This window comes from Paractinoplanes rhizophilus (genome assembly GCF_042664765.1).
Taxonomy (GTDB): domain Bacteria; phylum Actinomycetota; class Actinomycetes; order Mycobacteriales; family Micromonosporaceae; genus Actinoplanes; species Actinoplanes rhizophilus.
In genome coordinates this window covers 21161-39158 of record NZ_JBHTBJ010000004.1, presented here as the reverse complement: position 1 = coordinate 39158, position 17998 = coordinate 21161, and the positions used below count along the sequence as shown (strand labels likewise).

Annotated in this window: 19 protein-coding genes; 8 read left to right on the top strand and 11 right to left on the bottom strand. The window is 71.1% G+C overall.

Annotated elements, in window-relative coordinates; all coding sequences use genetic code 11:
• Window positions 1-92: 92 nt before the first annotated feature.
• Window positions 93-1253 carry a homogentisate 1,2-dioxygenase gene (locus ACFQS1_RS07650; protein ID WP_378965476.1) on the top strand — a complete coding sequence of 387 codons (1161 nt, stop codon included), beginning with the start codon at window positions 93-95 and terminating at the stop codon, window positions 1251-1253.
• Here the strand turns inward: ACFQS1_RS07650 and ACFQS1_RS07645 are convergent, their stop codons facing one another.
• Together ACFQS1_RS07645 and ACFQS1_RS07640 are read right to left on the bottom strand one after the other, a co-directional pair.
• Window positions 1254-1805, bottom strand: coding sequence for a hypothetical protein (locus ACFQS1_RS07645; RefSeq protein WP_378965475.1), 552 nt, complete (start codon window positions 1803-1805; stop codon window positions 1254-1256).
• Between the two features lie 24 nt (window positions 1806-1829).
• Window positions 1830-3029, bottom strand: coding sequence for a chitosanase (locus ACFQS1_RS07640; protein ID WP_378965474.1), 1200 nt, complete (start codon window positions 3027-3029; stop codon window positions 1830-1832).
• Between the two features lie 202 nt (window positions 3030-3231).
• On the opposite strand from ACFQS1_RS07640, the gene ACFQS1_RS07635 reads away from it, so the two are divergent.
• The 6 genes from ACFQS1_RS07635 (at window position 3232) to ACFQS1_RS07610 (ending at window position 9849) form a co-directional block, all read left to right on the top strand.
• Entirely contained in the window at window positions 3232-4407 is a 1176-nt protein-coding gene (locus ACFQS1_RS07635; RefSeq protein ID WP_378965473.1) for an ROK family transcriptional regulator, read from the top strand.
• An 82-nt stretch (window positions 4408-4489) separates the two neighbouring features.
• A complete protein-coding gene (locus ACFQS1_RS07630; protein ID WP_378965471.1) occupies window positions 4490-5761 on the top strand; it encodes an ABC transporter substrate-binding protein in 1272 nt (423 codons plus the stop codon).
• A gap of 5 nt (window positions 5762-5766) precedes the next feature.
• Window positions 5767-6702, top strand: coding sequence for a carbohydrate ABC transporter permease (locus ACFQS1_RS07625; RefSeq protein ID WP_378965470.1), 936 nt, complete (start codon window positions 5767-5769; stop codon window positions 6700-6702).
• A complete protein-coding gene (locus tag ACFQS1_RS07620; RefSeq protein ID WP_378965468.1) occupies window positions 6699-7583 on the top strand; it encodes a carbohydrate ABC transporter permease in 885 nt (294 codons plus the stop codon). Before ACFQS1_RS07625 ends, ACFQS1_RS07620 begins: the two co-directional genes overlap by 4 nt.
• Entirely contained in the window at window positions 7580-8836 is a 1257-nt protein-coding gene (locus tag ACFQS1_RS07615; protein ID WP_378965467.1) for a family 4 glycosyl hydrolase, read from the top strand. The genes ACFQS1_RS07620 and ACFQS1_RS07615 overlap by 4 nt, the downstream gene beginning before the upstream one ends.
• The gene (locus ACFQS1_RS07610) at window positions 8833-9849 is read left to right on the top strand and encodes an N-acetylglucosamine kinase (protein WP_378965466.1); all 1017 of its coding nucleotides are present in this window, start codon (window positions 8833-8835) and stop codon (window positions 9847-9849) included. The genes ACFQS1_RS07615 and ACFQS1_RS07610 overlap by 4 nt, the downstream gene beginning before the upstream one ends.
• Window positions 9850-9908: 59 nt before the next feature.
• Here ACFQS1_RS07610 and ACFQS1_RS07605 read toward each other — a convergent pair whose 3' ends face one another.
• From ACFQS1_RS07605 to ACFQS1_RS07585, 5 genes are all read right to left on the bottom strand, one after another.
• Window positions 9909-11138 carry a tetratricopeptide repeat protein gene (locus ACFQS1_RS07605; RefSeq protein ID WP_378965465.1) on the bottom strand — a complete coding sequence of 410 codons (1230 nt, stop codon included), beginning with the start codon at window positions 11136-11138 and terminating at the stop codon, window positions 9909-9911.
• A gap of 118 nt (window positions 11139-11256) precedes the next feature.
• A complete protein-coding gene (locus ACFQS1_RS07600) occupies window positions 11257-11649 on the bottom strand; it encodes a PPOX class F420-dependent oxidoreductase (protein WP_378965463.1) in 393 nt (130 codons plus the stop codon).
• Between the two features lie 19 nt (window positions 11650-11668).
• Entirely contained in the window at window positions 11669-12142 is a 474-nt protein-coding gene (gene ispF / locus ACFQS1_RS07595; protein WP_378965462.1) for a 2-C-methyl-D-erythritol 2,4-cyclodiphosphate synthase, read from the bottom strand.
• A gap of 115 nt (window positions 12143-12257) precedes the next feature.
• Window positions 12258-12950, bottom strand: coding sequence for a 2-C-methyl-D-erythritol 4-phosphate cytidylyltransferase (ispD, locus tag ACFQS1_RS07590; protein ID WP_378965461.1), 693 nt, complete (start codon window positions 12948-12950; stop codon window positions 12258-12260).
• 41 nt (window positions 12951-12991) lie between these two features.
• Complete coding sequence (locus ACFQS1_RS07585) at window positions 12992-13477, bottom strand: CarD family transcriptional regulator (RefSeq protein ID WP_030443670.1); 486 nt, start codon at window positions 13475-13477, stop codon at window positions 12992-12994.
• A gap of 333 nt (window positions 13478-13810) precedes the next feature.
• On the opposite strand from ACFQS1_RS07585, the gene ACFQS1_RS07580 reads away from it, so the two are divergent.
• Complete coding sequence (locus ACFQS1_RS07580) at window positions 13811-14581, top strand: hypothetical protein (RefSeq protein ID WP_378965459.1); 771 nt, start codon at window positions 13811-13813, stop codon at window positions 14579-14581.
• A gap of 24 nt (window positions 14582-14605) precedes the next feature.
• On the opposite strand, the gene ACFQS1_RS07575 is transcribed toward ACFQS1_RS07580, so the two are convergent.
• Genes ACFQS1_RS07575 through ACFQS1_RS07560 form a run of 4 tightly spaced genes read right to left on the bottom strand, consistent with a single transcriptional unit; the run spans window position 14606 to window position 17995 of the window.
• Window positions 14606-15064: a DUF6023 family protein gene (locus ACFQS1_RS07575; protein WP_378965763.1), complete on the bottom strand. Its 459-nt coding sequence runs from the start codon at window positions 15062-15064 to the stop codon at window positions 14606-14608.
• Window positions 15064-16134, bottom strand: a complete 1071-nt coding sequence (locus ACFQS1_RS07570; protein ID WP_378965458.1) for a type III polyketide synthase — start codon at window positions 16132-16134, stop codon at window positions 15064-15066. Before ACFQS1_RS07570 ends, ACFQS1_RS07575 begins: the two co-directional genes overlap by 1 nt.
• Window positions 16128-17282 carry an acyl-CoA dehydrogenase family protein gene (locus ACFQS1_RS07565; protein WP_378965456.1) on the bottom strand — a complete coding sequence of 385 codons (1155 nt, stop codon included), beginning with the start codon at window positions 17280-17282 and terminating at the stop codon, window positions 16128-16130. The genes ACFQS1_RS07570 and ACFQS1_RS07565 overlap by 7 nt, the downstream gene beginning before the upstream one ends.
• Window positions 17279-17995, bottom strand: a complete 717-nt coding sequence (locus ACFQS1_RS07560; protein ID WP_378965455.1) for a methyltransferase domain-containing protein — start codon at window positions 17993-17995, stop codon at window positions 17279-17281. The genes ACFQS1_RS07565 and ACFQS1_RS07560 overlap by 4 nt, the downstream gene beginning before the upstream one ends.
• Between the last annotated feature and the right edge of the window lie 3 nt (window positions 17996-17998).

Genomic DNA, 17998 nt, shown 5'->3' with positions numbered 1-17998 from the left:
CTGAACCTAATAGACGCTTCGAGAAGCGGACAACCACGTCCGCTATGTCGGATTTTACCGGCTGGGTCTTTTCTCAGAGGTGGGAGGCAACGATGCCGTACTACCGCAGCGTCGGCGAGGTGCCACACAAACGGCACACTCAGTTCCGGCGCCCCGACGGCGGCCTGTACGCCGAGGAGCTGATGGGGCAGGAGGGATTCTCGTCCGACTCGTCCCTGCTCTATCACCGGCACGCGCCGACCGCGATCGTGTCGGCCGACGAGTTCACGCCGCCGCCCGCGGCGCAAACGGCCAACCTGCCGCTCAAGCCGCGGCACCTGCGCACGCACAAGCTCGACGAGGGTCCGGCCGACGCGGTGCTCGGCCGGCGGCAGCTGCTGGCCAACAACGACGTCCGGATCGGCTATGCGATCGCCGACCGCCCGTCCCCGCTGTACCGCAACGCGGTCGGCGACGAGTGCCTGTACGTCGAGGAGGGCACCGCGATCATCGAGTCGACGTTCGGCCGGCTCGAGGCCGGCACCGGCGACTACGTGATCATCCCGACGTCGGTGATCCACCGGATCGTGCCGCAGGGCCGCCCGGTGCGGATGCTGACCATCGAGGCCACCGGGCACATCGGCCCGCCCAAGCGCTACCTGAGCGTGCGCGGCCAGTTCCTCGAGCACGCGCCGTACTGCGAGCGCGATCAACGGGCGCCCGACTCGGTCCTCAACGTCGACGAGACCGACGTCGAGGTGTACGTGAAGCACCGGGCCGGCTGGACCAGGCACGTGTACGCCCACCATCCGTTCGACGTGGTCGGCTGGGACGGGTGCCTCTACCCGTGGGCGTTCTCGATCCACGACTTCGAACCGATCACCGGCCGGGTCCACCAGCCGCCGCCGGTGCACCAGACCTTCGAGGGGCCCAACTTCGTGGTCTGCTCGTTCGTGCCGCGCAAGGTCGACTACCACCCGCTGGCGATCCCGGTGCCGTACAACCACCACAACGTCGACTCCGACGAGGTGCTGTTCTACACCGGCGGCAACTACGAGGCGCGGCGCGGCTCCGGCATCGAGCAGGGCTCGATCTCGCTGCACCCGTCCGGCTTCACCCACGGCCCGCAGCCGGGCGCGGTCGAGCGGGCGCTGGGCGTCGAGGCGTTCGACGAGCTGGCGGTCATGGTCGACACGTTCCGCCCGCTCGACCTGTGCGAGGCGGGACTGTCCGTCGAGGACACCGGATACGCCTGGACCTGGAGCCGCTCTTGATCAGATGCCCCTGGTCTCGGCGACGAGGGTCGGGCCCGAGCGGGTCAGCCGCAGCGTATGCAGGCCGGTGAAGGTGGCGTCCGGGCGTACGCAATAGCTCTGTCCGGTTTGGATGGCCTGCCGCCCGGCGCTGAACGTCACGTCCTGGAAGCACGCCAACCGGTCGGTGCGCGGATCACCGTTCGCCGGCCCGACCCACACCTCGCGGTCGAGCGGGTCGATCGCCAGCGCCGAGCAGTCCGGCTTGGTGCAGACCACCGCGAGGTTGGCGTCGACGGTCGCCCGCGGTGGATCGCCGCTCGGCTCCAGCTCGATCCGGTACGTGGCGAACGAGCCCACGTTTCCGCCGCTGATCCGGAACGCGGACGCGTGCACGACGATCTGCATGGGCGGGGCGAGCTGCCAGCGATGGTGCTGCAGCGACACCAGCACGCCGCCCGAGGCCAGCAGGATCAGCACGACGCCGGCCCAGCGCGCCCGGTGGCGCAGCACCAACACTGTCACCGCCACGGCCAGCAGGAGCACCGTGGCGGTGACATAGAGGTCGATCATGCCGACAAGTTACCTGGCCGTAGCTCAGCCGATGTGGAAGCCGTCGCCGTAGACCTGGAAGTCGAGCGGCGTGGTCAGGTCGAGGTTGCCGTTGGCGAGGAAGACCCGCTGTGCCGTGTCCACTCGGGACGTGTCGGAGTGGGCCTCCTCCTTCCGCATCTCGGTGACCCGCTCGTCGAGGAAGGCGGTGAGCCAGGTCCGCTCGTTGCCGCCCTGGGCCGGCGGCTTGGCTCGGGCCAGCGCGCGGTTGCGGATCGCCCGCATGCCCTCGTACCCATGCATCACCGCGGCGTCGTAGTAGGCGAACTGGCCGAGCGCCCGGACGCCGTCGGACTTGCCGTCGCGCACCGACGGGTTGAAGTAGACGCGGTCGCGCTCGGCCTCCTGCGCGGCCTGGAACACCGGGTCGGCCGCCGCGGTCCGCCAGTCGCGGGTGAAGTTCGGGTCGAGGCCGGTGTGCGAGGCGGTGCCGTCGACGGTGCGCAGCGCCGGGAGGTACTTGGCGAGCACATTGGACGGCTTGGTGTTCGTGTACGCCTGGACCAGCTCGAGCATGTCGCCGGTCCCCGAGCAGAAGCCGATGATCCCGGCGGTGTAGCCGCGCCCGTCGCCGATGTCCTCGATGTAGGAGAACTGGGCCCGCCAGTCGAGCGAGGAGTTCTCGGCCGCCGAGACGATCTGCATGGCGACGTCCTTCTTGGCCGGATCGTCGAGGTTCTTGCCCGAAGGGGCAGTGGTGGGTGCTGCTCCGCCGGGCATGGCCCAAGTCTGGTTGGCGGCGTTCGTGCACGTCCAGATCTGCAGCCGGGTGCCGTTCGCCGAGCTTTGGCCGGTGGCGTCGAGGCACTTGCCCGACCCGGTGTTGACCAGCGCGCCGTTGGCGACGGACCACTTCTGGGCGCCAGTGCCGTTGCAGTCGTAAAGCTGGATCTTCGCTCCGTTCGTCGTGGCCGCCGCCGTGACGTCCATGCATTTGCCGAGCGCTCGGATCGTGCCGTCGGTGGTGCCGACGGTCCACTGCTGGGCGGCGGTGCCGTTGCAGTCGTAGAGCTGGATCGCGGTGCCGTTGGCGGTCGCGGCGCCCGCGACGTCGATGCACTTGCCACCGATGCCGGTGATCGGCCCGGCGGTGGCGGCGCTGGCCGGCAGCAGCCCGTAGGCGACGGCTGCAACGGGGATGACCAGGCCCAATGAGGCGTACGCGAGTGTCCTCACGCGGTTCATGGCGCTCCTGTGAAGAGGGGGATTTCGGGGACGGCGCGCGCGTTGGACCGAGACGCTACAACTGTTAAAGAGGTTTATCAATCCCCGTCGATGGCGAGGGTAGGGTCTGTCCTGCCGGAGTGGGCCTTGACACACGCCCGGCCCGTGCCTACCGTCCGAGGCAACTGTTAGCCAGTTTGCCAATCACCATCCGGGAGCCCCGTTGACGCGTCTGGCCGGCTCGTCCAAGCTGCTCCGCGCCATGAACGAGAGCGCGGCGCTCGCGCACCTGCTCGACCCGGGCATGCTCACCCGGTCCGACCTGCGCAAGCTGACCGCGCTGTCCACCCCGACCATCTCCGAGGTGCTGCGCCGGCTCACCGACGCCGGCCTGGTCAACGTGGTCGGTCACAACAGCGGCCGGCCGGGGCCGAACGCCGAGATCTACGCGGCCAACCCGGAGGCGGCGTACACGGCGGCCGTCTCGGTGCGCGACATCGGCACCAGCGGCACCCCCTCGGTCACCGCCGCGCTCTGCGACCTCACCGGCTCGGTCCGGGCCCGCTTCGAGTCCCGCGTCGACTTCCTCGCGACCGAGCCGGCCGCCGCGCTGGCCGACGTGGTCGCCCGCCTGCGCGAGGAGGCGCTGGTGCCGGCCGACCGGATCCGGCACGTGCAACTCGGCGTCCCCGGCTCGTACGACCCGCGCACCGAGACGATCCGGCACGTGGACGTGCCCGGCTTCGGCCGCGCCGGCCTGGTGCCCGAGATCGCCGCGGCGCTCGGCACCCACATCGGCGTCGACAACGACGTCAACCTGGCCGCCGTCGCCGAGCGCAAGCGCGGCACCGGGCGCGGCGTGGACGGCTTCGCGCTGCTCTGGATCGGCCAGGACGGTCTCGGCCTGGCCATCGACATCAACGGCTCGCTGATCCGCGGCGCCCGCGGCGGCGCCGGCGAGATCGGCTACATGCCGCTCTACTCACCCGACTCCACCCACCGCAAGCTCGACCTGCAAGACCTCTTCGGCGGCGCGGCCATCCTCGCGCTGGCCCGCGACAACGGCATCCCCGGGCACACCCCGGCCGATGTCGTACGGGCCGCTGCTGCCAAACCCTCAGGTGACTTCCTCACCACGCTGGCCGACCGGATCGCGGTCGGCCTGGCCGCCGTTACCGCCGTGCTCGATCCGTACCTGGTGGTGCTGGCCGGCCCGATCGCCCAGGCCGGCGGCGACACGCTGCTGACCGCGGTTACCGCCGCCGCCCGCCGCACCGCGCCGCTGGAAAGCACGATCGCGGTCACCACCATCGACGACGACGCGGTGCTGCTCGGCGCGCTCGACGCCGGGCTCACCGCGGTCCGCGAAGCCCTGATCACCGCAATTCGCGACAGCTGATCCCCCGCTGCACTGAGTCAGTTGAGAGGCCGAAGTGAACAAACGGATACCCCCTGCCCTTTTTGCCCTCGGTACGGCCGTTTTGCTGACCGCCGCGTGCACGCCCGCGCCCAAGCAAGAGACCAAGATCGCTGACCCCGGCACCCAGGTCTCCGGGACGGTCGAGCTCTGGCATTTCTTCACCGAGCGCGAGGCCGACGCCATCGACCAGGTCATCAAGGACTTCGAGTCGACGCATCCGAACATCAAGGTGACGGTGAAGTCCGGTCAGGACGACTCGAAGGTCACCCAGGCCATCGGCGCCGGCAACGGGCCCGACGTCGGGCTCTCCTACTCCACCGACATCGTCGGCAAGTTCTGCTCGTCCGGGGCGTGGGTGGACCTCGCGCCGTACATCAGCCGTGACAAGGTCGACCTCAACCAGCTCAACGCAACGACCCGGTCGTACACCGAGTTCGGCGGCAAGCGCTGCGCGATGCCGTTCCTCGCCGACGCGTACGGCATGTACTACAACAAGGACATGTTCGCCAAGGCGGGCATCGCCGGGCCGCCCAAGACGCTCGACGAGCTCACCGAGGACGCCAAGAAGCTGACGGTCAAGAACCCGGACGGCTCCCTCAAGTCGGTCGGTTTCCTGCCGCTCTACGACTTCTACGAGAACGCGGCCGCCCACCTGGCCCCGGCCACCGGCGCGAAGTGGCTGACCGACGACGGCAAGTCGGCCGTGGCCGCCGACCCGAACTGGAAGACGCTCCTGACCTGGCAGAAGAACCTGGTCGACTGGTACGGCTACGACAAGCTGACCAAGTTCAAGGCGTCGCTGGGCGACGAGTTCAGCGCCGACAACGCCTTCCAGAAGGGCCAGGTCGCGATCAACATCGACGCCGAGTTCCGGCTGGCGTTCCTCAAGGACCAGAGCCCCAACCTCAAGTACGGCGTCGCGCCGATCCCGACCGCCGACCCGGCCCGATACGGCGGCGGCTACGTGACCGGCAACATCATGGGCATCTCCAAGAACGCGAAGAACCCGGAGGCGGCCTGGGAGCTGATCAAGTACCTCACGACGAACGACGCGGCCATCACCAAGCTGGCCGGGCTGCTCAAGAACGTGCCGACCACGCAGAAGTCGGCGGCCGACCCGGCGCTGAACGGTGACGCCGACTTCAAGACGTTCATCGACATCTTCAACAACCCGAACTCGATGACCACGCCGCCGTCCGCGTCCGGCCCGGCCTACCAGGAGGCGTTCGGCCAGTTCCTGACCAACTACCAGTCCGGCAAGGTGAAGGACCTCGACGCCGGCCTGGCCGATGCCGACAAGCAGATCAACAGCGTCATGACCCTCGGCGGCTGATTCCGATGAGCACCGTCCGCCTGCGCATCCGGAAAAACTTGACGATCCTGTCATTCCTGGCGCCCGCGCTGATCGGCATCGCGGTGTTCTTCCTGTACCCGCTGATCTCGGCGGTGTACTTCTCGTTCACCAAGTTCGACCTGCTCTCGGTGCCGGAGTGGGTCGGGCTGGACAACTACAAGCGGATGGCGGACGACCCGTTCCTGCTCCAGTCGGTACGCAACACGCTGTGGATGGTGGTGATCTTCGTCCCGGCCCGGATCATCGGGGCGATCGGGCTGTCCATGTTGCTCACCCAGATCCGGCGGGGCGCGGGCTTCTTCCGTACGGTGTTCTACCTGCCCGCGCTCGTCCCGCCGGTGGCCGCCACCATCGCGTTCGTCTACCTGCTCAAGCCGGGCACCGGCCCGGTCAACCATCTGCTCGAAAAGGTGGGCATCGACGGCCCGCTCTGGTTCAACTCGCCGGTCTGGGCCAAGCCGTCGCTGGTCCTGCTGGGCCTGTGGGCCATCGGCGACCTCATGGTGATCTTCCTGGCCGCGGTGCTCGGCGTTCCGGAGAGCCTCTACGAGGCCGCGTCGCTGGACGGCGCGAACGCCTGGCACCGGTTCAAGTCGATCACGCTGCCGTCGATCCGGCCGGTGATCCTGTTCGCCGCGGTCACCGGCGTGATCTACACGTTGCAGTACTTCGACCAGGCGGCGGTGGCCGGCTCGATCGCCAGCGGGCAGGCCACCACCGGCGGCGGCATCTCGTCGTCGTTCGGCTATCCCGAGGGCTCGACCTTCACCTACCCGCTCTGGCTCTACACCGTCGGATTCCGCTACAACGCGCTCGGCTACGCGAACGCCCTGGCCATCGCGCTGTTCGTGGTCGCCTTCGCGGTCACCGTGATCCTGATGCGCCGCGCCAAGGCGTTCTCCGGGGAGGAGACAGCATGACCGCCGCGGTTCTGGAAGTCCCGGCCGAGCCGGTCATCCATCCCGCCGGCAAGGGTGTCAAAAAGCAGAACACGCTCGCCTGGATCGCCAAGCACAGCATCGCGATCGTGCTGGTCGTCATGTTCCTCACGCCGGTGGCCTACCTGGTGCTGCTCTCGCTGATGACCAGCAACCAGGCGCTGACCAGCGACTACTGGCCCAACACGTGGCACCCCGAGAACTACGTGAAGGTCTTCGAGGCCACGCCGATGCCTCGCTACCTGCTCAACACCGTCCTCTACGCGGTGACCTCCACGGTGCTGACGCTCGCGTCGAGCGTGCCGGCGGCGTACGCGTTGGCGAAGTTGAAATTCCGCGGCCGCAACGTGCTGTTCCTGGTCATCATCTGCGTGATGATGCTGCCACCGCAGGTGGTCACCGTCCCGCTCTATCTGATGTGGGCCCGATACGGCCTGACCGGGTCGCTGGCGCCGCTGATCATCCCGGCCCTGTTCGGCGACGCGTTCTGCATCTTCCTGCTGCGGCAGTTCCTGCTCACGATCCCGGGCGAGTATCTCGACGCGGCCCGGGTCGACGGCTGCGGCGAGTGGCGAACGCTGCTGCGGGTGGTGCTGCCGATGGCCAAGCCGGGCATCGCGGCCGCCGGCCTGTTCCAGTTCTTCTACTGCTGGAACGACTTCTACGGTCCGCTGCTCTACACGAGCGAGAACGAGAAGGCGTGGACGCTGTCGCTGGGCCTGGCGTCGTTCCGGACCGTCCACCACGTCGACTGGAACCTGGTCACGGCGGCGACGGTGCTGGCCATGGCTCCGCTGATCATCATCTTCTTCTTCGCTCAGCGCGCGTTTGTGCAGGGCATCACGATTACGGGGTTCAAGTGAGAATCGCAGTCATCGGTGGCGGATCGACCTACACGCCCGAGCTGGTGGACGGCTTCGCCCGGCTCGGCTCGATGGTCGACGAGCTGGTCCTGATCGATCCGGCGTCGTCCCGCTTGGAGATCGTCGGGGCGTTCGCGGCCCGGATCTTCGACCACTACGGCCACCCGGGCAAGGTCACCTGGACCACCGACCTCGACGCCGGCGTGACCGATGTGGACGCCGCGGTGATCCAGCTGCGGGTCGGCGGGCAGAACGCGCGGATCAGCGACGAGACGTTCCCGCTCGAGTGCGGCTGCGTCGGCCAGGAGACGACCGGCGCCGGCGGCCTCGGCAAGGCGCTGCGCACGGTCCCGGTCGTCCTCGACGTCGCCGACCGGATCCGCCGGCGGGCCAAGCCGGGCGCCTGGATCATCGACTTCACCAACCCGGTCGGCATCGTCACGTGCGCCCTGCTCGACGCCGGTCATCGCGCGGTCGGCCTGTGCAACGTGGCGATCGGCTTCCAGCGCCGCTTCGCCTCTTATCTGGGCGTCGCACCGTCCGCCGTCGTCCTGGACCACGTCGGCCTCAACCATCTGACCTGGGAGCGAGCGGCCTATGTGGACGGCGTGGACCGCCTCCCTTCGCTGCTTTCCACGCACTTGCCGGAAATATCGGCCGAAGTCGACGTCGCACCCGACGTGATCACGGCTCTTGGCAACGTTCCTTCCTATTACCTCTCCTACTTCTACAGCCACGACCGACACGTACGGGAGTCGCTCGGCGCCCCGACGCGGGGGCAGCGTGTCGCCGAGATCGAGGCGATATTGCTGGACATGTACCGCGATGTCCGCCTGACCGAGAAGCCGGCCCTCCTCGGCGAGCGCGGCGGCGCCTTCTACTCCGAGGCCGCGGTCGGGCTCCTCGCTTCGCTGCACGGCCTCGACTCCCACTCCGTCCACAGTGTCAACGTGCGCAACAACGGCACGCTGCCCTTCCTCCCCGACGAGGCGGTCATCGAGGTCTCGGCCCGGGCGGGCCTCGAGGGCCCGGCGCCGTTGCCGGTCACCCCGGTCACGCCCGACCTGGCCGGTCTCATCACGCACGTCTGGGGGTACGAGGAGTACGCGATCGACGCGGCGCTGCGGGGCGGGCGCGAGCGGGTGTACCGCGCCCTGCTCGCCCATCCGCTGATCGGCCAGCACGAGTACGCGGACGCGCTCGCCGACAAGCTGATCGCGACCGGCCGGGACCATCTCGCGTGGGCCCGATGAGAGCGCTCCATCTGGCGGTCGACGGGGGCAACTCGAAGACCGATGTGCTGCTCGGCGACGAGTCCGGCCGGATCCTCGGCTTCGTCCGCGGCGGCACGTCCTCGCCGCACAACGTCGGCCTGCCCGGCGCCGTCGAGGTGCTGACCGGGCTGATCCGCGCGGTGCACGCCGACGCCGGCCTGCCGTTCGGCGCCCCGATCGAGACGATCGCCGTCTACCTGGCCGGCGCCGACCTGCCGATCGAGGTGACCCGGCTGCGGCAGGCGATCGAGGCGGAGAGCTGGGCCCGGCACACGATCGTCGACAACGACTGCTTCGCGATGCTGCGGGCCGGCACCGCGATGCCCGACGCCGTGGTGGTGGTCTGCGGCGCCGGCAACAACTGCGTGGGCCGCGCCGCCGACGGCCGCACCGCCCGGTTCCCCTCGCTCGGCCCGATCACCGGCGACTGGGGCGGCGGCCACGACCTGGCCGAGCACGCGCTGCGCGAGGCGGCTCGCGGCGAGGACGGCCGGGGGCGCCCGACGGCGCTGAGCCGGGCGGTCGCCGACCACTTCGGACTGCCGACGGTCGAGGACGTGGGCATCGCGCTGCACTTCGGCGACCTGCCGACGGAACGGATCTTCGAGCTGGCGCCGCTGCTGTTCGACGTGGCCGCGGCCGGCGACGAGGTGGCCGCGGCGCTGATCGACCGGCAGGCCGCCGAGATCCTCGCCCAGCACCGGGTGGCCGCGGGCCGGCTCGGCCTGCTGGACCGCCCGCACGCGCTGGTGCTCGGCGGCGGCGTGCTGCGGGCCCGCCACCCCCAGCTGCACGACCAGGTGGTGGCCGGCGCGCGGGCCCAGGCCCCGCTCGTCGAGATCACCGTGCTGGAGTCCCCGCCGGTCGTCGGCGCCGCCCTGCTGGCCCTCGACGCCCTGGGCCTCGCCACGGCCGCCGAGCCCACTTTGCGCGCCGAGATCGCCGCCCGCCGCCCCCACCGACCGCTGCTCGGCCAGCCCGTCGCGGACTGACGTCGCTTGAACCCGCGCCCCGCAACCCCGTCGGCGCGACCCTCCCCGAGCGCGTAGCGCTAGCGCCTGATCAGGACCGACATGCCCGCCACGGCCGCCAGCACCATGCCGGCGACCAGCGGCACCACGCCCCCGATTGCCGTGTACACCAGGAACACCAGCGGCGCGGCCAGGCTCAGATACACCGCCGCGGCCAGCCCTCGGTCGCCCGCGCGCAGCCGGCTCAGCGCCGCGCCCAGTGGGCCGGTCACCTTCCGGTTGAGCCAGACCGCCACGCCGATCGCGATCAGCACCCCGACCAGGCCCGCCCAGGCCCGCGAGATCCCACCGCTGACCAGCGTCATCGCCGCGGTCATCACGCCCGCGATCATCGTGGCGTTGGAGGCGATCCGCGTGCCCTGCCGGAACGTCGCGGCCTCCTCGCCCGACGCGTCGAGCACCGGCCCGCTGGGACGCACCACGGCCTCCCCCGCCCAGCTCGCCGATGTGCGCGCCGGCGGCAGGTCGGGCTCGGGCCGGTCGGGCGGCTGGTAGGCCCGCGGAAACGGATTCGGATACGGGCTGTCATCCGGCACCGGCTCATCGGCCCCTAGCCCCTTTTCCGGCCCATCCACCCCTTGCGGCCCGCCGGCTTCGAGCGGCCCGTCGGCGCGCATCGGCAGCGTCGCGTCGTCGGCCAACTCCTCCAGGGCCTGCGCCCAGCGCCGCCGCTCGAAGCGGACGATCCCCACCTCGGTCTGCGCGTCCCCGATCGCCGGATCAAGATCAAGTGCTTCCGCGTACGCCCGCTGCGCCAGATCGAAAAGCCGCAACCGCGCCGCGACGACGGCCAGGACCAGGTGCGCCTCGGCCTCGGCCGGCGCCACCCGCACGCCGTTCCACGCGGCGTTGAGCGCCTCCTGGCCGTTGCGCGACTCGCTGAGCAGGGCGGCGCCGGTCCGCTGCGCGTACGCGTCGGCGGGCCATCGCCGCAGAATGTCGGACGCGACCCGGGCGGCGTCCGCGTAGCGCCGGCTGTCGGTGAGCGCCATCGCCCTGACCACCAGCGTGCTCAGCGTCTCGGGTGCCGCCGCGACCGCCCGCTCGGCGGCCGCCAGCGCCTCGGCCGGCTGCTCCGCCGCCAGATGGATCCGGGCCAGCGTGGCCAGCAGGCTCGGCTCGCCGGGCGCCGCGCTCAGCCCAGCCGCGATCTCCCCGGCCGCCTCGTCATAGCGGCCCAGGTCGGCGAGCAGCAGCGCGCGCTGCCGGTACTCCTCCGGCGTCGTCTCCGGGTCCAGATCGGGGGCCACGGGTCGAGCCTATGCGCTCCCCGCCACCACGAGATCACCCGGCCTCGCAGACCGGAGGCCCGAGTCCATCGCCACGACGCAGTCCGTGCGCTGGCGCATGAAGCGCGTGCTGCTGGGATCACTCCTGGCGGGCGATCACCCGGGTAGGGGTGAGGCGGCAGACCACCCGGGTCGCGCCCGGGGTCGGCGTGAACGGCTTTCCGTCGTACTTGTGGCTCAGCTCGTCGATCAGCTCGTCGCCGCCCTCCTCGACCAGCGTGACCGTGCCCTCCACGGTGAAGTAGACGTACGGGTTCGCCGGGTCGTAGGCGCACAGCGACACCCGCGGGTCGCGCTCCATGTTCCGGGTCTTCTTGCGGCCGCGGATCGTCGAGAACAGCACGTCGTCGCCGTCGCGCTTGATCCAGACGACGGTGGACTGCGGACTCGAGTCCGGGTTGATCGTGGTGATCACGGCGAAGGTGTTGCCGTCGATCAGGTGGCGGACGGTTTCCGGCAGGGCAACGGTCATGAGGTGATCCTGCCGGAGATCAGGGGCCGGTGACCATGGCCACTGCGATCGCGGCCAAGCCCTCGCCGCGACCGGTGAGGCCGAGCCCGTCGCTGGTGGTGCCGGCGACCGTGACGGGGGCGCCGACCGCCTCGGAGAGCACCTTCTGCGCCTCGTCCCGGCGGGTGCCGATCTTGGGGCGGTTGCCGATCACCTGGATCGAGACGTTGACGACCTCGAACGACGCCTCCCGCAGCAGCCGCACGGTCTCGGTGAGCAGCGCCGCACCAGACGCCCCGGCCCACTCCGGCCGGCTGGTGCCGAAGTTGCTGCCCAGGTCGCCCAGCCCGGTCGCGCCGAACAGGGCGTCGCAGGCGGCGTGCGCCGCGACGTCGGCGTCGGAGTGCCCGGCCAGGCCCACCTCGCCCGGCCAGAGCAGGCCCGCCACCCAGCAGGGCCGGCCGGGCTGGAACGCGTGCACGTCGGTGCCGATGCCGACCCGCTGATTGACCACGAGATCAGGTTACGGGCAGCCCCGAGACCAGGTTGCGGGCAGCCACGAGTTCAGATTGCGGGCGGCCGCAAGATCGGCTGCGGGCGGCGGGATCACGGCTGCGGGAGTGGCGAGATCAGGTTGCGTGCAGCAGCGCCTCGGCCAGCACCAGATCCAGGGGTCGGGTGATCTTCATGGCCAGCTCGGAGCCGGGCACGCAGGTCACCGGCAGGCCGGCCTTTTCCACCAGGCCGGCGTCGTCGGTGAGCGCGCCGGCGGCCGAGGCGTGCGCCGCCGCCAGCACGTCGTGCCGGAACCCCTGTGGCGTCTGCACGCTGCGTAACACGCCGCGATCCACGGTGCCGAGCACGATCTCGCCCGGGCCGACCTCCTTGATCGTGTCGACCACCGGGAGGACCGGAATCACCGCGGGGCTGCCCGCGCGCACGGCCGCCGCCACCGACTCGATCAGCTGCGGCGGCGTGAGCGCGCGCGCCGCGTCGTGCACCAGCACGATCCCGATCTCGGCCGGCACCGCGGCCAGTGCCAGCGACACCGACTCCTGCCGCTCGGTGCCGCCGGCCACCACGGTCACCGGCGCCACCGGGGCGAGCAGGTCGCGCACGGCCCCGACCTCGACGGCCGGAGCGGCGACCACGATCATCCGCACCGAGGGCGCGGCCACGACCCGGCGGATCGCGTGCACCAGCAGCGGCTCGCCGGCGAGCAAGCGCAGGGCTTTCGGGCCGCCGGGGCCGAGCCGCAGGCCCGCGCCGGCCGCCGGAACGAGGACCGCGACGTCACCCCGAGCGTTGAGCTGCGGGGTCACGTCGCGGTCCTGTGCAGAGATCTTCAGAGATGAAGCGCCGATCAGGCTTCGGTGAGGACCTTGTCGAGGAGAACCTCGGCCTCGTCCTTGGTGCTCTTCTCCGCAAGAGCCACCTCGCCGACCAGAATGTCGCGGGCCTTCGCCAGCATGCGCTTCTCTCCGGCCGAGAGACCGCGCTCGCGCTCGCGCCGCCAGAGGTCACGAACAACCTCAGCAACCTTGAGGGGGTTACCGGAGGCCAGCTTCTCGAGATTGGCCTTGTAACGCCGCGACCAGTTGGTCGGCTCCTCGGTGTGCGGTGCGCGGAGGACGTCGAAGACCTTACCCAGGCCTTCCTCGCCGACCACTTCCCGCACGCCGACGATCTCGGCGTTCTCAGCGGGCACCCGAACAGTCAGATCACCCTGGGCAACACGCAGAACGAGGTACTGCTTCTCCTCGCCCTTGATGACCCGAGTCTCGATTGCCTCGATGAGTGCGGCCCCGTGGTGGGGGTAAACAACGGTCTCGCCGACACTGAAAACCATAGGTTCGAAGCCCCTTTCGCTGTGTCTAGGGTAACACGCTCAGCCAGCTATGTCCCGCCCAGCCGGTGACTGTTAGTGCAGCTCAGGGCCCTTGTGATGGGCGCTTCTACGGCTTGACACGAGCGCCGGGAGCTGCCTCGGTAACGGAATGTGACGAAAGCGTGACCGCTTTGCCCAGCGAGTCGGATATTTCGCACCTATGGCGTTTGTGAGGTCAAGCTTATCGCTAAGGTCCGGAAGCGCGCACTACTGGCGGTGCGACGAAGGTTGAGGAAGGCTGGACTTCAGGTCCCCGACCGAAGATTCCTGGTCGGCCAGGGGGGAGGGTGAGTTATGGCTGGGCCCAGCGACAACGGTGGATGGACGCACGACGGCGGATCCTCCGATGACCTGCCTGACCTCCCCGAGGAGTGGGGCGTCATCGTCATCCCCGACGATCTGTCCGAGCTCTCCGACGAGGTCGACGCCGTCCGCGCCGAACTGCGCCTGGCCGCCGAGCCGACCCGCTGGCGCCGCTTCGCCAACCGCCCCGCCATGCGCCGGCTCCGCAAGGTCACCACCGCCGCGGTGCGCGCCCCGGTTTTGATCATTTCGATGGCCGTGCTGGTCACGGTGGCCAGCCTGTTCGCCTCGGCCTGGCCCGGGCCGCCGCGCCAGCCGGTGACCCAGCGGACGGCCAGCACCACCGAGGACCACCTCGACACGCTGCCCGCGCTCGAGCTGATCGGGCCGGACGGGCAGACCGTGCCGCTGCGCGGGCAACTACCCGCCGTGATCCTGCTGATCGACGGCTGCGACTGCGCGGGTCTGGTGTCCGACACGATCGCCGCCATCCGCCCCGAGATCGCCGTGGTGACCGTCGCCGGCACGACCGGCGCCCCGGCCCAGGCCGGCACCCCGCCCACCGGCGCGACCCCGCAGGCCCAGGGCAAGACGGTGCGGGTGCTGCAGGATCCGAGCGGCAGCGCTCGCACCGAGCTCAAGGTCAACAAGGCCGACGGCACCGCCGCCGCCCTGCTGGTCGACAAGAGCGGCGCTGTCGTCCGCACCTTCCCGCGCCTGGCCTCGGTCGACGCGATCCGCCCCGACCTGGCCCGCCTGTAGCCCGTTCCCGAGCCGCGCCGCGAGCTAGTCGCCGCGCCGCAGCAGGGTGTATCGGAAGACCACCGGCCCCGCGTCGTTGACCGAGACGAACATCCGCAGCCGGCCCGACGTCGCCACGTCGAAGCGGTCGCGCACGGCGCCGTCCGCGCAGTCCAGCCCGTGTCCCGAGTCGGTGCCGGCCTCGCCGAGGCTGACCCGGACCTGGCTGCGGGCGCCGCCCACGCAGACCACCGACACCCGGTAGTTCCCGCCGTCGACCTTGGCCAGCACCTGATGGTCGGTCTCGGGCGCCAGTGCCAGCATGTCGGCGTCGTCCTGCTCCGGCTGATCCGGCAGCAACCGCATCGCGGTCTGCCGCCACCGCTCGATGGTCGGGTCCACGGCCGCGTCCCGCGGGGCCGCCCACACCCACCAGGTGGCGCCGCCCGCGAGCAGCACGGCGGCGCAGCCGTACAACACCGCACCTCGCGCGCGATCGCCCATCACGCTGTGACTGTAGAGGTCTCGAGCAGCGTTCCGTAGAGCGTGAGTCCCGGCCCGAAGGCCAGCATCAGGACGCGGCGCGGGGGCGCCGCACGGCGGCGCAGAGCGTCGAGCACCAGCAACACGGTGGGTGACGAGCAGTTTCCGTACGTCGCCAGCACCTCACGCGACGGAGCGATCGCCGCCTCGTCCAGCCCGAGCTCGTCCCGCACCACGTCGAGGATCTTGGGGCCGCCCGGATGGACCGCCCAGCCGTCCACGTCGCCGATCTCCAGACCGTGCCGGGCCAGCAGGTCCACCACCAGCGCCCGGACGTGCACGGCGAGCACCGCCGGCACCCGCGGCGACAGCCCCATCCGGAAGCCGAGATCGGTGACCTGCCACGTCATGTGGTCGGCGGTCGTGCTGTCGGTGACCGCGGCGACCTCACGGACGGCGTACCCGAAACGGGTTTTGTCGCCCGGAGTGACCACGACGGCGGCCGCCGCGTCCGAGAAGAGCGCGTGCGAGACGATCTGCTGGATGTCCGCCCGGACGCCGGGCGGCTGCAGGTGCAGGCTGGTCAGCTCGGCGCAGAGCAGCAGCGCCGGACGGCCCTGGGCCAGCACGAAATCGGCCGCCGTGCCGAGCGCCGGCAACGCCGCGTAGCAGCCCATGTGGCCCACGAAGAGCCGCCGCACGTCCGCCGCCATGCCCAGGTCGCGGGCCAGCAGGATGTCCAGCCCCGGCGTCGCGTAGCCGGTGCACGAGCAGACGGCGAACAGGCCGATCTCGTCGGCCGTCAGGCCCGCGTCGGTCAGCGCCCGCGACGCCGCCTCCTTGCCCAGCGGCACCGCTTCGACCTGGTAGCGGCGCATCCGGCGCTCGGTCGACCAGTCCGAGACGTCCTCGAGCAGCGGGCTCACCGCCGCCTGCCGGGTGCGGACCCCGGAGTTCGCGAAGATCCGTTCGGCCAGGACGCGGCGCGCCCCGCTGTGCTGGCGGGCGAAGTAGCCCGACCAGACCTCCTCCTGCCGCACGGCGGGCGGCAGCGCCACACCCACCCCGGCGATCGTCGCTTGGCTCACCATCGGGGGGCGAACCCCTCCGAGTCGGGATCGCCGCCGAGCGCGTCCACGCCGAGCCAGTCGGCGCAGACGTCGCTGGTGGCCGGCTGCAGCGAGCCCGCCCGCGCGTCGCGGTACAGCCGCTCGAGCGGGTGGCCCCGGCGCATCGCGGACGTGCCGGCCGCCTCCAGCATCGACGCCGCCACCTCGGCCGCGGTCGTGCCGGCCAGCAGCTTGGCCCGCCACACCCACCGGTTGGTCTCGGCGTCGCCGGGCGCGCTGTCCACCCGCCGGGCTGCCTCCATGACCGCCAGGTGCGCCGCCGCCACCGCCGCGTCGGCCCGGCCGATCCGGGCCCGGATGGCCGGCAGGTGCGCCAGCTTGCGCTCGTTGACGTGCTCGATCGCGGCGTCCACCGCGGCCCGGGCCACGCCCACGTAGACGGCCGCATAGCTGGCCACCATCCAGTGCGGCGCAAGCTGGGCGACGACCAGGGCCAGCCCTTCCACCCCGCCGAGCAGCGCCCCGGCCGGCACCGTCACGTCGACGTGCAGGTCGTGCGAGGCGGTGGCGCGCATGCCGAGGGCATCCCACGTCTTCTCGACCCGTAAACCTTCCCCGGCCGGCACCAGGAATTGCGACACCTTGTCGGGCTCCTCGGCGCTGCGGGCCGCCACCAGGTACGCGTCCGCGTTGCCGGCCCCCGAGCAGAACGTCTTGGCCCCCTCGATCCGGTAGCCGCCGTCGACCGCCCGATAAGAGGTGGACATCTGCGACAGCCTCGACCCGGCGCCGCGCTCGCTCATCGCCACCGCGTACCAGGCTCCCCCGGCCGCCGCCCGCAGATGGTCGTCGCGCGCCGCCAACGCCGACGGCGGCAGGCCCAGCGCCTCGGCCAGCTCGTCGGTGACCCCGCTGAGCGCGCCGGTGACCGACGCGTGCATGTTGAAGATCAAGGCGGTCGCGCCGTTGCCCCGGGCCAGCTCGTACGCGACCGCCGCGTAGTCCGCGAAGCCGGCGCCCGCCCCGCCCAGCCGGGCCGGGGCCATCAGCCCGAAGAAGCCCGCCTCGCGCAGATCGGCGAAGTCGTCGGCGGGGAAGGCACCGTCCCGGTCGTGTACGGCCGCCCGCGCCGCGAATCGTGGCGCCAGCCGGCGGGCTTCGTCGATCATGAGCGCTCCCTCTCCTTGCGTCCGGTGCCCTGGTAGAGCACCGTCGTCAGCCCCGACGGCACGATCCGGCCGCGGGTGCGCTCGCTTCGCAGGACCCGCCAGCGGAACAAGCCGGTCAGCGTCGGCCGGGCGCCGCGAACCTCCAGGCGTACGCCATGGCGGGCGAACTCCGTGATCAGCCGGCGCGGGCGCACGAACAGCGACGGATCGTGCAGCCCCGGCGGGGCGAAGCCCAGCCACTCGCCCGCGGTGACCGTGATGAACCGGCTGAGCGGGTTGTCGTTGACCGTGTCGAGCACGATCAGCCCGCCCGGCCGCAGCACCCGGGACAGCTCGGCCACCGTCCCCGGCAGGTCGGTGACGTGCTCGAGGATCTCCCCGGCCGCCACCACGTCGGCGGCGCCGGTCGCGATCGGCAGCGCGGTCACGTCGCCGTTGACCGCCTGCAGCCCGTGCCCGGCGGCCATCCGCAGCCCGTGCCGGCGCAGGTCGACACCGACGTGCCGATATCCCTTGCCGGCCAGGTGCGGGGCGAGCAGGCCGCCGCCGCAGCCCGCGTCGACGAGCACCGCGCCGTCGCGGCCGGCCGGCGGGATCAGCTCGGCCCGCGCCGCGGCGAGCCAATGCAGCAGCTCGAAGCCGCCACCCGGCCGCCACCACTGGTCGGCCAGCTCGTCGTACTGACGCGGATCGTTACGGGGCATCGACCGCATGTG

Coding starts and splice junctions, on each gene's coding strand:
- ACFQS1_RS07570 (WP_378965458.1), bottom strand. CDS start 16,134: ATGGTGAGCCAAGCGACGATCGCCGGGGTGGGTGTGGCGCTGCCGCCC.
- ACFQS1_RS07625 (WP_378965470.1), top strand. CDS start 5,767: ATGAGCACCGTCCGCCTGCGCATCCGGAAAAACTTGACGATCCTGTCA.
- ACFQS1_RS07580 (WP_378965459.1), top strand. CDS start 13,811: ATGGCTGGGCCCAGCGACAACGGTGGATGGACGCACGACGGCGGATCC.
- ACFQS1_RS07600 (WP_378965463.1), bottom strand. CDS start 11,649: ATGACCGTTGCCCTGCCGGAAACCGTCCGCCACCTGATCGACGGCAAC.
- ACFQS1_RS07575 (WP_378965763.1), bottom strand. CDS start 15,064: ATGGGCGATCGCGCGCGAGGTGCGGTGTTGTACGGCTGCGCCGCCGTG.
- ACFQS1_RS07640 (WP_378965474.1), bottom strand. CDS start 3,029: ATGAACCGCGTGAGGACACTCGCGTACGCCTCATTGGGCCTGGTCATC.
- ACFQS1_RS07645 (WP_378965475.1), bottom strand. CDS start 1,805: ATGATCGACCTCTATGTCACCGCCACGGTGCTCCTGCTGGCCGTGGCG.
- ACFQS1_RS07650 (WP_378965476.1), top strand. CDS start 93: ATGCCGTACTACCGCAGCGTCGGCGAGGTGCCACACAAACGGCACACT.
- ACFQS1_RS07560 (WP_378965455.1), bottom strand. CDS start 17,995: ATGCGGTCGATGCCCCGTAACGATCCGCGTCAGTACGACGAGCTGGCC.
- ACFQS1_RS07585 (WP_030443670.1), bottom strand. CDS start 13,477: ATGGTTTTCAGTGTCGGCGAGACCGTTGTTTACCCCCACCACGGGGCC.
- ACFQS1_RS07565 (WP_378965456.1), bottom strand. CDS start 17,282: ATGATCGACGAAGCCCGCCGGCTGGCGCCACGATTCGCGGCGCGGGCG.
- ACFQS1_RS07620 (WP_378965468.1), top strand. CDS start 6,699: ATGACCGCCGCGGTTCTGGAAGTCCCGGCCGAGCCGGTCATCCATCCC.
- ACFQS1_RS07610 (WP_378965466.1), top strand. CDS start 8,833: ATGAGAGCGCTCCATCTGGCGGTCGACGGGGGCAACTCGAAGACCGAT.